6 protein-coding genes, 1 tRNA gene and 1 rRNA gene are annotated in these 14,466 nt (G+C 70.2%); 1 reads left to right on the top strand and 7 read right to left on the bottom strand.

What is annotated here, in order from left to right:
* Positions 1–94: 94 nt before the first annotated feature.
* From FHS39_RS23730 to FHS39_RS23715, 4 genes are all read right to left on the bottom strand, one after another.
* The gene (locus FHS39_RS23730; protein WP_184351500.1) at positions 95–922 is read right to left on the bottom strand and encodes a RodZ domain-containing protein; all 828 of its coding nucleotides are present in this window, start codon (positions 920–922) and stop codon (positions 95–97) included.
* A 258-nt stretch (positions 923–1,180) separates the two neighbouring features.
* The gene (locus tag FHS39_RS23725) at positions 1,181–3,916 is read right to left on the bottom strand and encodes a DNA translocase FtsK (protein ID WP_184351499.1); all 2,736 of its coding nucleotides are present in this window, start codon (positions 3,914–3,916) and stop codon (positions 1,181–1,183) included.
* Between the two features lie 150 nt (positions 3,917–4,066).
* Entirely contained in the window at positions 4,067–4,753 is a 687-nt protein-coding gene (locus FHS39_RS23720; RefSeq protein WP_184351497.1) for a response regulator, read from the bottom strand.
* A gap of 244 nt (positions 4,754–4,997) precedes the next feature.
* Positions 4,998–10,481, bottom strand: coding sequence for a HAMP domain-containing protein (locus FHS39_RS23715; protein ID WP_184351496.1), 5,484 nt, complete (start codon positions 10,479–10,481; stop codon positions 4,998–5,000).
* A 212-nt stretch (positions 10,482–10,693) separates the two neighbouring features.
* Here FHS39_RS23715 and FHS39_RS23710 point away from each other — a divergent pair, with 212 nt between their 5' ends.
* On the top strand, positions 10,694–13,357 hold the full coding sequence (locus tag FHS39_RS23710) for a SpoIIE family protein phosphatase (RefSeq protein WP_221463174.1): 2,664 nt from the start codon (positions 10,694–10,696) through the stop codon (positions 13,355–13,357).
* A 56-nt stretch (positions 13,358–13,413) separates the two neighbouring features.
* Here FHS39_RS23710 and FHS39_RS23705 read toward each other — a convergent pair.
* From FHS39_RS23705 to rrf, 3 genes are all read right to left on the bottom strand, one after another.
* Positions 13,414–13,486: transfer RNA gene (locus tag FHS39_RS23705), tRNA-Thr, on the bottom strand.
* 61 nt (positions 13,487–13,547) lie between these two features.
* A complete protein-coding gene (locus tag FHS39_RS23700) occupies positions 13,548–14,258 on the bottom strand; it encodes a DegT/DnrJ/EryC1/StrS family aminotransferase (protein WP_184351494.1) in 711 nt (236 codons plus the stop codon).
* A 118-nt stretch (positions 14,259–14,376) separates the two neighbouring features.
* Positions 14,377–14,466 (bottom strand): 5S ribosomal RNA (gene rrf, locus FHS39_RS23695); the annotation flags it as partial.

Raw genomic sequence — 14,466 nt, 5'->3', positions numbered from 1 at the left:
CGGCGCCGCATCCGCTGCCGAGTGGCGTCGGGACGCGGAGAGCCTGGTCACCCGGGGCCGGGCACGCCCGGCCGGCCCCGGATTCCGCCGCAGGTCAGCCCGCTGCGGGGTCGCCCCTGGTGTAGCTCAGGCGCTGGACCTGGCCGTCGGTGCCCGGATTCTTGATCTCCTTGCCGTTTACGAACAGTCGTACGGCGCCGGCGTTGCCGAGCACCAGGTCGATCCGGTCCTTGTCGGTGAAGGTCTTGGAGTCGCCCCGCTTGAGGACGCCTTCTTCCAGCAGTTTGCCGTTGTGGTCCTTGGCGGACATCCACGTCTGGCCGTTGTCGGCGGAGAGCTTGACGGTGACCTTGTTGGCCGGGACGCCCGCGATGGCGCTGGCCGAGGCCTCGGCCTTGGGGTCGGAGGCCGTCTTGCCCTTCTTGCCGTGGCCGCTCTTGGTGCCGGGGGCCTTGGACGGCTTGGCGGAGGCCGGGTCGGCGGTGACGGAGCCCTCGCTCTTGGCGCCCCCGTTGAAGACCGTGAAGCCCACGAAGCCGACGACGGCCACGATCGCCGCGACCATGGCGGCGGTCCAGTTGGGCCGCCGGGGCTCGGGGCGGATGCGCTCGGCATCGAAGAGCGGGGCGGCGGGGGTCGGCGCGGGGCGCCCGCCGTGCGCGGCGTCGTACTGGGCGACGAGCGGTACGGGGTCGACGCCGACGGCGCGCGCCAGGGTGCGGATATGCCCGCGGGCATAGACGCGGCCGCCACAGCGGGTGAAGTCGTCCTGTTCGATCGCATGCACGATAGGAATGCGGACGCGGGTGGTCGAACTGACCTCATCGACGGTCAGTCCCGCGTTGATACGGGCCTGCTGGAGTGATCGTCCGACCGAGGGCCGGTCGTCCTCTGGAGACTCTGGAGAGTTGCCGATGGACACGTGGGCGCCTTTCGAGCGTGCAGCCACCTGCTGGAGATTCAGTCTAGGGGGGATGCGAAACGGTCGGGCAAGCGGAAAGCCGGACTTTGTAGGCCATCAGAAGGCTCTGCGGTAACGGCGGTGACACATCGCCCCTCCCCCCTCGCTCAACTCCGATCGCGTCCAAGAAGAACGGTTGCCCAGACTCTTTCTTCCGATTTTCTGGTTTTCCGGCGTCTAAGCGGCCGAATTCGGCCGAGTCCCTCGCGGCCCGACGGGCTACGCCTGGGCGTCCCCGCGGATGACCGCGAGCACCCCGTCCAGCTCATCGGGCTTGACCAGCACGTCACGCGCCTTGGACCCCTCGCTGGGGCCCACGATGTTGCGCGACTCCATCAGATCCATGAGTCTGCCCGCCTTGGCGAATCCCACACGCAGTTTCCGCTGCAGCATCGACGTCGAGCCGAATTGGGTGGTGACGACCAGCTCGGCGGCCTGGCACAACAGGTCGAGGTCTTCGCCGATGTCCTCGTCGATCTCCTTCTTCTTCGCCGTGCCCACGGTGACGTCGTCGCGGAAGACCGGCGCCATCTGGTCCTTGCAGTGCTTGACGATGGCGGCCACTTCGGCCTCCGTCACAAAGGCGCCCTGCATACGGATGGGCTTGTTGGCGCCCATCGGAAGGAAAAGGCCGTCGCCCTTGCCGATGAGCTTCTCGGCGCCCGGCTGGTCGAGGATGACCCGGCTGTCGGCCAGTGAGGAGGTGGCGAAGGCGAGCCGCGAGGGCACGTTCGCCTTGATCAGGCCGGTGACCACATCGACGGACGGCCGCTGGGTGGCCAGCACGAGGTGGATGCCGGCGGCGCGCGCGAGCTGGGTGATGCGGACGATCGAGTCCTCGACGTCGCGCGGGGCGACCATCATCAGGTCGGCGAGCTCGTCGACGATCACCAGCAGATAGGGGTACGGCGACAGGTCCCGGCCGCTGCCCTCCGGCGGCTTGACCTTGCCCGCGCGCACGGCGGCGTTGAAGTCGTCGATGTGCCGGAAGCCGAAGGCGGCCAGGTCGTCGTAGCGCAGGTCCATCTCGCGCACGACCCACTGCAGCGCCTCGGCGGCCCGCTTGGGGTTGGTGATGATCGGCGTGATCAGGTGCGGGATGCCCTCGTAGGCGGTCAGCTCGACGCGCTTGGGGTCGACCAGCACCATCCGGACGTCCTCGGGGGTGGCCCGCACCATGATCGAGGTGATGAGGCAGTTGATGCAGGAGGACTTTCCGGAACCGGTGGCTCCGGCCACCAGGACGTGCGGCATCTTCGCCAGGTTGGCCATCTCGTAGCCGCCCTCGACGTTCTTGCCGAGCGCGACGAGCATCGGGTGGTCGTCACCGGCGGCGTCCGCTAGGCGCAGCACGTCCCCGAGGTTGACCATCTCGCGGTCGCTGTTGGGGATCTCGATGCCGACGGCCGACTTGCCGGGGATCGGGCTGATGATCCGTACGTCCGGGCTGGCGACGGCGTAGGCGATGTTCTTGGTGAGCGCGGTGATCCGCTCGACCTTCACGGCCGGGCCCAGCTCCACTTCGTAGCGGGTGACCGTCGGGCCCCGGGTGAAGCCGGTGACGGCCGCGTCCACCTTGAACTCCGCGAACACATTGGTCAGCGAGGCCACTATGGCGTCGTTCGCGGCGCTGCGGGTCTTGCCCGGGCCGCCGCGCTCCAGCAGATCGAGCGAGGGCAGCGCGTAGGTGATGTCGCCCGCGAGCTGGAGCTGCTCCGCCCGTGCGGGCAGCCCCGCGCCCGGCTCGGGGGCCGGCTTGGTGAGGTCCGGCACGGTGCCGGGCCCGCGCTCCTTGGCGGGCGCCGTCCGGTCCGCCGCGCGCGCGGTGGGGACCGCGCCGGCGGGCCCGGCGTCCGGGTGGGCACCGTCCGTCGAGATGCCGCTGCTGAGTCCGGCGAGCAGCGGGGAGGGCTGTACCCCGTGCAGGACCGCCCCGTCCAGCGAGGCGGCGGCCGCGGCGGCCAGGTCGACCGCGTCCGGCTCCCGATCGGTGGGCGGCTGTACAGGTGTGCGGCGCGGCTTGCGGCGCTTGTTGAGCGCCTCTTCCTCCGCATGCTCGGGATCCGCTCCGGCGCTCGGAGCGCGCCGGGGGCGCCTGGCGGGAGCCTCGCGCCACTCGTCGTCGTACTCGGCGTATCCGCCGGCGGACTCCGGCTCGTACTCCCCCGGGTGCGGCTCGATGATCCCGAGCCTCATGCCGGCCTGCCGCAGCCGACGGGGAATGGCGTTGACGGGGGTGGCCGTGACCACCAGCAGCCCGAAGACGGTGAGCAGGACCAGCAGGGGCACGGCCAGCACGCTGCCGACCGTGAAGATCAGGGGTTTGGAGGCGGCCCAGCCGATGAGCCCGCCGGCGTCCTGCAACGCCTGGGAGCCGTCGCCGCGGCCGGGGGCACCGCACGCCAGGTGGACCTGGCCGAGGATGCCGAGGACCAGGGCGGTCAGGCCAATGACGATCCGTCCGTTGGCCTCGGGCTGCTCGGGGTGGCGGAACAGCCGGACCGCGATGATGCCCAGCAGTATCGGCACGACCAGGTCGAGGCGGCCGAAGGCGCCGCTGACGAGCATCTTGATGAGGTCGCCCACCGGTCCCTGGAGGTTGGACCAGGTGCCGGCCGCCACCACGATGGCAAGGCCCAGGAGGAGCAGGGCGAGCCCGTCCTTGCGGTGTGCGGGGTCGAGTCCCTTGGCGCCCCGGCCGACGCCGCGGAAGAGCGCTCCGGCGCCGTGCGCCAGTCCGCGCCCGACGCGGCGGGTCGCGGCCGGGTGCCGCTTGGGGGCCGCCTTCGCCGCGGCCTTCTTGGCGGGTGCCCTGCGCGCGGGAGCGCGGCCCGCGGGCCGCGCCGGCGCCTTCTTCGCCGGTGTCTTCTTGGCGGTGCCCCCAGAGCGTCCGGCGCGCTGCTGGGAGTTGCCCGCCGTGCTCTGGGAACCCTTGCCGGACGTACGTGAGGCCATGTGCCCGAGATTACCGTCGACTGACGGGTGGGACACGTGCGCCCGGGTGTTCACCCTTTCGTGTCGCGCTGTGATGTTTCAGCGGTGACGCGACGTCAAACAAGCGAAGGGCCGGGCGGGATCCGGCCCGGGATGGCGGCTGCCGCGGCCTCAGGTCTGGGACGGCAGCGGGCTCGCCCCGCTGCCCGCCCCCGGCTCCAGGGCGTCCAGCGCACGCCGCAGCCCGGTGAGTTTGCGCTCCAGGTGGGCGGCGGTGGCCACGGCGGCGGCGTCGGCCGACTCGTCCAGCTGTTTGGAGAGCGCCTCGGCCTGCTCCTCCACGGCGGCGAGCCGGGCGGAGAGCTCCGCGAGGAGGCTCGCGGGCTCCTGGGCCTCCCCGAGCCCGCTCCGGCCCGCCTGGCCGCTCTCCAGCTGCAGCCGCAACAGGGCCGCCTGCTCGCGCAACTGGCAGTTCTTCATGTAGAGCTCGACGAAGACCGAGACCTTGGCGCGCAGCACCCACGGGTCGAAGGGCTTGGAGATGTAGTCCACCGCACCGGCCGCATAGCCGCGGAAGGTGTGGTGGGGGCCGTGGTTGATGGCGGTGAGGAAGATGATCGGGATGTCCCGGGTCCGCTCCCGCCGCTTGATGTGCGCGGCGGTCTCGAAGCCGTCCATGCCGGGCATCTGAACGTCCAGCAGGATTACCGCGAAGTCGTCCGTCAGCAACGCCTTGAGCGCTTCCTCCCCTGACGATGCCCGTACCAGTGTCTGATCGAGCGCCGAGAGGATGGCCTCCAGCGCGAGCAGATTTTCCGGCCGGTCATCGACCAGGAGGATCTTGGCCTTCTGCACCATGGCCCGTCCTCCTCGCCCCGGCAGTGCACCGGGCGCCGCCCCAGGGGACGACTCCCTTGCGCCGCCCGTCCTTGTGCCGGTCATGGTAGCCGCACCCCGCCTGTCGCCACACCCTGTCACCGCGATGTCACTGTGCACGTAGCAGAAACGTGGCGCGAGACCAGAAGGTTCCCCGAATACCGCGGTCCCACACGTCTTCGGCCACACTCAGTCAGCAGGCAGTCCAAGAGCGCTCGTACGGCTGTCACTCCCCGCGCATCCACTGCTCCATCACCGACAGCAGATGATCCGTGTCGACCGGCTTGGTGACGTAGTCGGACGCTCCGGCGTCGATGCTCTTCTCCCGGTCGCCCTTCATCGCCTTCGCCGTGAGCGCGATGATGGGCAGCCCCGCGAACTGCGGCATCCTGCGGATCGCGGCCGTCGTGGCATAGCCGTCCATCTCCGGCATCATGATGTCCATCAGGACCACCACGACGTCGTCGTGCTGCTCCAGGACCTCGATCCCCTCCCGCCCGTTCTCGGCGTAGAGCACCGAAAGCCCGTGCTGCTCCAGCACGCTCGTCAGGGCGAACACATTGCGGATGTCGTCGTCGACGATCAGCACCTTCTCGCCGTTGAAGCCCACGGTCGAGCCCGTGCCGAAGCCATGGGGCGCGGGCTCCTGTCCGTTACTCTGCGCATCCGTCAGCCAGGGCTCGTGCGCCGGAGCGGACGGCGCGTGCTGCACTCCCCGCGCTTCCGGCAGGGCGGGCGCCTGTCCGGCCGCCTGGGCGGCCCGGCGGCGGCGCAGGAAGAGCCCGGCCGCCCCGCCGCGCGCGGGCGAGCCGGCGCCCACGTCGGCGAGCTCGCCCTCCAGCAGCGACGACTCGTGGCCGATGGAGCCGTCCGCCTCCAGGTGCGGGTAGCCCTGGGGCGGCAGCTCGCCGGGGTTGAGCGGCAGATAGAGCGTGAAGGTGGAGCCACGGCCCGGCTCGCTCGCCGCGTCGATCTCGCCGCCGAGCAGCCGGGCGATCTCCCGGCTGATCGACAGCCCCAGGCCCGTACCGCCGTACTTGCGGCTGGTGGTGCCGTCCGCCTGCTTGAACGCCTCGAAGATGACCCGCATCTTGCTGGCCGCGATGCCGATGCCGGTGTCGGTGACCGAGAAGGCGATCATCTCGGCGTCGGCGTCCCGGAGGGATCCGGCCTCCAGCAGCTGCTCGCGGATGCTGTCCGGCACGTCCGTCCCGGCGGGGCGGATGACCAGCTCGACGGCGCCGGTGTCCGTGAACTTCACCGCGTTCGACAGCAGGTTGCGCAGCACTTGCAGCAGCCGCTGCTCGTCGGTGTGCAACGTGGCCGGGAGCTCCGGCGAGACCCGCACCGAGAAGTCCAGGCCCTTCTCCGCGGTCAGCGGCCGGAAGGTGGCCTCCACGTAGTCCACCAGCTGGACCAGCGCGATCCGCGTCGGGCTGACGTCCATCTTGCCCGCCTCGACCTTGGACAGGTCCAGGATGTCGTTGATCAGCTGCAGCAGGTCCGAGCCCGCGCCGTGGATCGTCTCCGCGAACTCCACCTGCTTCGGGGAGAGGTTGCCGTCCGCGTTGTCGGCGAGCAGCTTGGCGAGGATCAGCAGCGAGTTGAGCGGGGTGCGCAGCTCGTGCGACATGTTGGCGAGGAACTCGGACTTGTAGCGCATCGAGACCGCCAGCTGCTCGGCGCGCTCCTCCAGCACCTGCCGGGCCTCTTCGATCTCGGTGTTCTTGACCTCGATGTCGCGGTTCTGGCGGGCCAGCCGGTCGGACTTCTCCTCCAGCTCGGCGTTGGAGATCTCCAGCGCCTTCTGCCGGTTCTCCAACTCTGCCGACCGCTCGCGCAGTTGCTCGGTGAGCTCCTGCGACTGCTTGAGCAGCATCTCCGTCTTGGTGTTGACGCTGATGGTGTTGACGCTGGTGCCGATCATCTCCGCGATCTGGCTGAGGAAGTCCTTCTGGATCTGCGCGAACGGCTGGAAGGACGCCAGCTCGATCACGCCGAGGATCTGCCCTTCGAAGAGCACCGGCAACACGATGACGTGCGCGGGCGGCGCCTCCCCCAGCCCCGAGGCGATCTTGAGGTAGCCCGGCGGCACGTTCTCCACCAGGATCGTGCGCTTCTCCTTCGCCGCCGTGCCGATGAGCGACTCCCCGGGCCGGAAGGAGGTGGGCATCGAGCCCATCGAGTAGCCGTACGAGCCGAGCATCCGCAGCTCGTACGCATCCTCGGCGCTCTCGGCCTCCTGCGAGCCCGTCGGCATGGCCAGGAAGAACGCGCCGTGCTGGGCGGAGACCACCGGAGTGAGCTCGCTCATGATCAGTCCGGCGACGTCCTGGAGGTCCCGGCGGCCCTGCATCAGGCCGGAGATGCGGGCGAGGTTGCCCTTGAGCCAGTCCTGTTCCTTGTTGGCCAGCGTGGTCTCGCGGAGGTTGGCGATCATCGTGTTGATGTTGTCCTGGAGCTCCAGGATCTCGCCCGCCGCATCCACGTCGATCTTGAGGTTGAGATCGCCGCGGGTCACCGCGGTGGCCACCTCCGCGATGGCGCGCACCTGACGGGTCAGATTGCCCGCCATCTCGTTCACCGACTCCGTGAGGTCGCGCCACGTGCCGTCCACATCGCGCACCCGGGCCTGGCCGCCGAGCTGACCCTCGGTACCCACCTCGCGGGCCACCCGCGTGACCTGGTCGGCGAACGACGACAGCTGGTCCACCATCGTGTTGATGGTCGTCTTCAACTGGAGGATCTCGCCGCGCGCATCGATGTCGATCTTCTTGGTGAGGTCGCCCTGGGCGATGGCGGTGGTCACCATCGCGATGTTGCGGACCTGCCCGGTGAGGTTGGAGGCCATCGAGTTCACGGACTCGGTGAGGTCCTTCCAGGTGCCGCTGACGCCCGGGACGCGCGCCTGGCCGCCCAGGATGCCGTCGGTGCCGACCTCGCGGGCCACCCGGGTGACCTCGTCCGCGAAGGACGACAGCGTGGTCACCATGGTGTTGACCGTGTCGGCCAGCTGCGCGACCTCGCCGCGCGCCTCCACCGTGATCTTCTTGGTCAGGTCGCCGTTGGCGACCGCCCCCGCCACCTGCGAGATGTTGCGCACCTGGCTGGTGAGGTTGTTGGCCATCAGGTTGACGTTGTCGGTGAGGTCCTTCCAGATGCCGGTGACGTCCCGCACCCGCGCCTGACCGCCCAGCTGACCCTCGGTGCCCACCTCACGGGCCACCCGCGTCACCTGCTCGGCGAAGTCCGACAGCTGGTCCACCATCGTGTTCACGGTGGTGACGAGCTCCAGGATCTCGCCCTTGGCGTCGACGGTGATCTTCTTCGACAGATCGCCCTTGGCCACCGCCGTCGTCACCTCGGCGATGTTGCGCACCTGCGACGTCAGGTTGTTGGCCATGAAGTTGACCGACTGCGTGAGGTCCTTCCAGGTGCCCGAGACGCCCTGGACCTCCGCCTGGCCGCCCAGGATGCCCTCGGTGCCCACCTCGCGGGCCACGCGCGTGACCTGCTCGGCAAAGGAGGACAGCTGGTCGACCATGGTGTTGAGGGTGTTCTTCAGCTCCAGGATCTCGCCGCGCGCATCCACGTCGATCTTCTGCGACAGGTCGCCCCGCGCCACAGCCGTCGCGACCTGCGCGATGTTGCGGACCTGGGCGGTCAGATTGCCCGCCATGCCGTTTACCGAGTCCGTGAGGTCACGCCACACGCCCGCCACACCCGGCACCTGCGCCTGACCGCCGAGCCGGCCCTCGGTGCCCACGTCGCGGGCCACGCGCGTGACCTGCTCGGCGAAGGCCGAGAGCTGGTCGACCATCGTGTTGATGGTGTTCTTCAGCTCCAGGATCTCGCCGCGCGCATCCACGTCGATCTTCTGCGACAGGTCGCCCCGCGCCACGGCCGTGGTCACCTGGGCAATCTGCCGCACCTGCGAAGTGAGGTTGCCCGCCATGAAGTTGACGGAGTCGGTCAGCTCCTTCCAGGTGCCGCTGACCCCGTCCACCCGGGCCTGGCCGCCGAGCCGGCCCTCCGTGCCCACGTCCCGCGCCATCCGCGTGACCTGGTCGGCGAACGACGACAGCTGGTCCACCATCGTGTTGACGGTGTTCTTCAGCTGGAGCATCTCGCCGGAGACGTCGACCGTGACCTTCTGCGACAGGTCGCCGTTGGCCACCGCCGTCGTCACCTGCGCGATGTTGCGGACCTGGCCGGTCAGGTTGCGGAAGGCGGTGTTCACCGAGTCGGTGAGGTCCTTCCACGTACCCGCCGCACCCGAGACCTGCGCCTGACCGCCGAGCTCGCCCTCGACACCGATCTCCCGTGCCACGCGGGTGACTTCGGAACCGAAGGCGGACAGCTGGTCCACCATCGTGTTCACGGTGTTCTTGAGCTCCAGCATCTCGCCGGACACGTCGACCGTGACCTTCTGGCCCAGATCGCCGTTGGCCACCGCCGTCGTCACCTGCGCGATGTCGCGCACCTGGCCCGTCAGGTTGCGGAAGGCGGTGTTCACCGAGTCGGTGAGGTCCTTCCACGTACCCGCCGCACCCGGCACCTGCGCCTGACCGCCCAGCAGCCCCTCGGCACCGACCTCGTTCGCCACCCGCGTCACCTCGTCGGCGAACGTGCGCAGCGTCTCCGTCATCTGATTGATGGTCTCGGCCAGCTGCGCGACCTCGCCGCGCGCATTCACCGTGACCTTCTGCGACAGGTCGCCGTTGGCGACCGCCGTCGTGGCCTGCGCGATCTCGCGCACCTGGGCGGTGAGGTTGCCGGCCATCAGGTTGACGGAGTCGGTGAGGTCCTTCCACACGCCCGCCACGCCCGGCACCTGCGCCTGACCGCCCAGCTCGCCCTCGGTGCCCACCTCACGGGCCACCCGCGTGACCTCGGAGGCGAAGGAGGACAGCTGGTCCACCATCGTGTTGACGGTGTTCTTCAGCTCCAGCATCTCCCCGGCCACATGGACCGTGACCTTCCGGGAGAGATCGCCCTTGGCGACGGCGGTCGTCACCAAGGCGATGTCACGCACCTGAGCGGTCAGCCGGGACGCCATCGTGTTGACGGAGTCCGTGAGGTCCTTCCACGAACCCGACATTCCGCGCACCCGGGCCTGCCCGCCCAGCTTGCCCTCCGTGCCGACCTCGCTCGCCACCCGCGTGACCTCGTCGGTGAACGCCGACAGCTGGTCCACCAGGCCGTTGACGGTGCGCCCCACCTTGAGGAACTCACCGCGCAGCGGATGCGCCGACCCGTCCGACCCCTGCGAGCGCAGGTCCATCCGCTGCTCCAGGTCGCCCTCGGCCACCGCCGACAGCACCCGGCCCACCTCGGACACCGGCCGCACCAGGTCGTCCACCAGGGCGTTGGAAGCATCGATCGCCGCCGCCCAGGCGCCCTCGCAGGCCCCGACCTCCAGCCGCTCTGTGAGCTTTCCCTCCCGGCCGACCACCCGGCGCACCCGCGCCAGCTCGCCGGTGAGCTGCAGATTGCGGTCCGCGACTTCGTTGTAGACCGCGGCGATCTCGGCCATCACGCCGTCGCCCGAGACCGTCAGACGTTTACGGAAGTTCCCGTCCCGCATCGACTCGAGAGCCGACAGCAGCCGGTTCAGGGCCGCGGTGTCCACCTCCGTCGTCCCATTGGGCCGGGACCGTCCGCCCTTTGCGCGCGTGCTTGCGCCCCGCGCCGCTGCGCCAGACTCCACCGTGTCCCTCCCGCAGGGTCGATCATCCTCGTCGGGCTTCCGCTTCGAGCTTTCCCAGTGTTTCACCCCAGCCCAACCAGGCCATAACAGTCGGCAGCATCGCACACGGTCCACGGGCACTCCCAAGGTGGAATCCCCGTGCACCGGCCTCCGCGCACCCGGCGGAGGTAAGTAACCTGGCATCCGGCCAGGGCAATGGAGGGGCGCTGCACATGGGTGAGCAGACCGCCGACACATACACGAGGAGACCTGTGATCACCGCGCGGGCTGCCGCCACCTTCGAGCCGGTCGGGCGCTCCGTCGCCGCCGCCCGCGCCTTCGTCCGCGACACCCTCCAAGGCTGGGGCTTCCCCGACGTCATCGACGACGCTGTCGTCCTGACCAGCGAGCTCGTCACCAACGCCGTCGTCCACGCCGGCACCGCCGCCGACGTCAGCTGTGTACGTACCGATGCGGGGGTCCGCATCGAGGTGTCCGACCGCTACCCCGAACGAGAGCTTCCACTCCAGGCATCCGGCCGCCAGCTCGGCGGCCTCGACCGGGAGGGCGGCCGCGGCCTGCTGCTGTGCGGAGCGCTCGCGGCCCGCTGGGGCGTGGAGTACAGTGCCGCCCGCAAGACCGTCTGGTTCCGCCTCGACCTGCCCGACCGACCGGCGGGCACCCGCTCGGCGGGCCCCGCCCTGCCCACCGAGGCCCTTCCCGTCGCCGAAACGCGTGTCCGCGTCGCCGTCATCCAGATCGACCGCACCGGCGGCATCAGCGCGTGGAACGACGACGCCCATGAGCTCTTCGGCTTCAGCGTCGACCAGGTCACCGGCAAGCCCCTGACGGACTTCGCCGCCTGGCCGCACACCCCCGGCACCTCCACCGGCATCGCCGAGGCCCTGCTGCTCTCCCGCTGGGAAGGCTCCTACGGCATAAGGGGCGCCGACGGCCGCATCATCCCCGTCTACGCCTCCCACCTGCGCGTCCGCGACAACGTGGGCGCGCCCTCCACGGTCTGCCTGCTGGTACGGGATGACGAGCGCGCCGTGCTGCAGAGCCCCCAGCGCTCCTCCTCCGCCGACGCCTCCGGCTCCGAGCGCGGCACCGCGGCCGACCCCTTCGAGGTCTTCATCGGCTCCCCCGCCCCCGACGACCTCGACGGCCTCCTCCAGCGCACCGTCGAGCGCGCCCGCGACATGCTCGACGGCGACTCCGCCTACCTGCTGCTCGCCACCGACGACGAAACGGAACTGGAGGTACGCGCCTCCACGGGCCTGCCCTCCACCCGCCAGCGCTTCGCCCGCGTCCCCGTCGAGGCCGGCACCGGTCGCTACGGCTCCGCCCGCATGCCCGCCGTCCACGACGACCTCGGTGCCGTGCCCGACGCCGTGCCGCTGCTCACCGACACCGGCATGCGCTCCGTCGTCACCGTCCCGCTCAAGGTCGAGGGCCGCCTCACCGGCTCCCTCGGCGTGGCCGCCGAATCACCGAGGCGCTACGGCAACGAGGAGGCGCTCCGGCTCCAGTTCGCCGCCGACCGCATCGCCCTCGCCGTGGAATCCGCCCGTCTGGGCGAGCTGGAGCGGCTCCGCCGCGGCTCCCTCTCCTTCCTCGTCGAGGCCTCCGACCTCCTCGCCGGCACCCTCGACCGCGACCAGACGCTCGCCCTGATGGCCCAGATGACCGTCCCGACCCTGGCCACCTGGTGCGCGGTCTACACCATCGCCGACCAGTCCTCCGAGCCGGAGCTCTCCTACGTCCTCCACGAGGACGAAGACCGCATCGACGGCCTCAAGGCCCTCCTCTCCAAGGTCTCCCCGCCGGATCCCGTGCCCACCCCGGGCGCCCGCGTCTGGACCGCCCCCTCCGAGGCCGCCCACGCGGCCGCGCTCCGCACCTCCCTGCGCAGCCTCGGCCTCACCGACGCCTCCGAGCACCTGCCCGCCGCGCCCGGCACCTCCCTGGCCACGGCGGCGGCCGTCGGCGGCGAGACCGTCGTCCTGCCGCTGGTGGCCCGCAACCGCGTCATCGGCATGCTCACCCTCGGCAAGCCCACCGACGACCACTTCCGCCAGGAGATCCTCGAACTCGCCGAGGACCTCTCCCGCCGCGCCGCACTCGCCCTGGACAACGCCCGCCTCTACAGCGAGCGCACCGCCATCAGCCAGAGCCTCCAGCGCAGCCTCCTGCCGCCCGAGCTCCCGGACGTGCCCGGTGTGGAGGTCGAGGTCATCTACCGCGCCGCGGGCGAGGGCAACGAGGTGGGCGGCGACTTCTACGACCTCTTCCCCATCCGGGACGGCGCCTACGGCTTCGCCATCGGCGACGTCTGCGGCACCGGCCCGGAAGCCGCCGCCGTCACCGGCCTCGCCCGGCACGCGCTGCGCCTGCTGGCCCGCGAAGGCTTCGGCGGTCCCGCGGTGCTGGAGCGGCTCAACGCCGCCATCCTCGACGAGGGCGCCCGCAGCCGCTTCCTCACCCTCCTCTACGGGGAGTTGTGGCCGCAGGAGGACGGCAGTGCGGTCCTCAAGGTCGTCTGCGCCGGCCATCCGCTGCCGCTGCGCCTGCGTCAGGACGGCAGCGTGGAGCCGGCCGCCGACCCGCAGCCGCTGCTGGGCGTCATGGACGACCTGGAGCTCTACGAGCAGACGGTGACGCTGGAGCCGGGCGACGTCCTGCTGTGCGTCACCGACGGCGTCACCGAACGCCGCGAGGGCGCGCGCATGCTGGGCGACGACGGCCTCAGCGACGTCCTCACCACATGTACGGGCCTCACGGCGGGCGCGGTCGCTGCCCGCATCCTGCGCGCGGTCGAACGATTCGCAGCCGAGCCCGCTTCGGACGACATGGCGATCCTCGCCATGCGGGTGCCGGAACGTCAGGAGCCGTAAGGCACAGGGCATACGAGAAAGGCCCCCGCCATTGGCGGGGGCCTTTCTCTTTACAGAGCCCCAAAACGGAATCGAACCGTTGACCTTCTCCTTACCATGGAGACGCTCTGCCGACTGAGCTATTGGGGCCGGCAACGAGATAAAGCATACCCGATGTTCGTACGTGCTTTTGACCAGCCGGGCGCCTCGGTCAGGCCGCCATGTACAGGGGTCCGCCGAGCCCATTGCAGGCCGACACCATGCGATGCAGTTCGCGCCGCGACATCCCCTCGTCGACGGGCAGCGCAAGGCATTCGTCGGCGGCCCGCTCGGTCTCGGCCAGCCACAACTCCCGCCGGAACGGCGGCATTCGGTGTACGGGCGTCTGTACGGGCACGTGGCACCGCACACCGCGGGCCCGGAGCGCCCGGGCGAAGGCATCCCGGTCGGGGCGGCCGTTGCCGGGGACGCGCACGACGTAGCAGTGGTAGAGGTGTTCGATGCCCGGGGCCACGGTGGGCGTGACGACGCCGGTGAGACGGGCCCCGAGGTAGGCGGCGTTGGCCCGGCGCCGGCTCACGGCGGCGGCGGTGTTCCGGCCGCCGAGCTGCCGGGCGAGGTCGGTGGGTTCGGTGTGCTCGATGATGTGCAGCGAGCGGCTGAGCACGATGGAGCGGAGGGCCGCCAGGTCGGCGGGGTGCCCGAAGAGGTGTACGGCCACGATGGCCGCGGTCCGCGGGGTCACCACGGCGGACGCGGACGCGGGGTCGAGGCAGAGGGTCACAGGATCGATGTCCGCGAACACCGGCAGGGCCCCGACGTTCCGCACGGCTTCGGCAACTGCGACGGTGGCGAACGAGGGCACGACGACCTCATCGCCGAAGCCCACCCCTGCTGCCCGCAGCTTCTCTTCTGTCCCCATGCCGCGGATGCTTCCCACGGAACGTGAACATGCCGTGTCCCTTTGTGGTTGATCGTGAAAACAAAAAAGCTCTGGCGTCTGAACCGAAGTTCAAACACCAGAGCTTTTCTGAAAATTAGTTCGGCGGCGTCCTACTCTCCCACACGGTCCCCCATGCAGTACCATCGGCGCTGAAAGGCTTAGCTTCCGGGTTCGGAATGTAACCGGG

It is taken from the genome of Streptomyces olivoverticillatus (genome assembly GCF_014203555.1).
Classification (GTDB): Bacteria; Actinomycetota; Actinomycetes; order Streptomycetales; family Streptomycetaceae; genus Streptomyces; species Streptomyces olivoverticillatus.
The sequence above is the reverse complement of the archived record's forward strand: the minus strand, read 5'-3'. Positions and strand labels throughout refer to the sequence as shown.

Coding starts and splice junctions, on each gene's coding strand:
- FHS39_RS23725 (WP_184351499.1), bottom strand. CDS start 3,916: ATGGCCTCACGTACGTCCGGCAAGGGTTCCCAGAGCACGGCGGGCAAC.
- FHS39_RS23720 (WP_184351497.1), bottom strand. CDS start 4,753: ATGGTGCAGAAGGCCAAGATCCTCCTGGTCGATGACCGGCCGGAAAAT.
- FHS39_RS23710 (WP_221463174.1), top strand. CDS start 10,694: ATGGGTGAGCAGACCGCCGACACATACACGAGGAGACCTGTGATCACC.
- FHS39_RS23700 (WP_184351494.1), bottom strand. CDS start 14,258: ATGGGGACAGAAGAGAAGCTGCGGGCAGCAGGGGTGGGCTTCGGCGAT.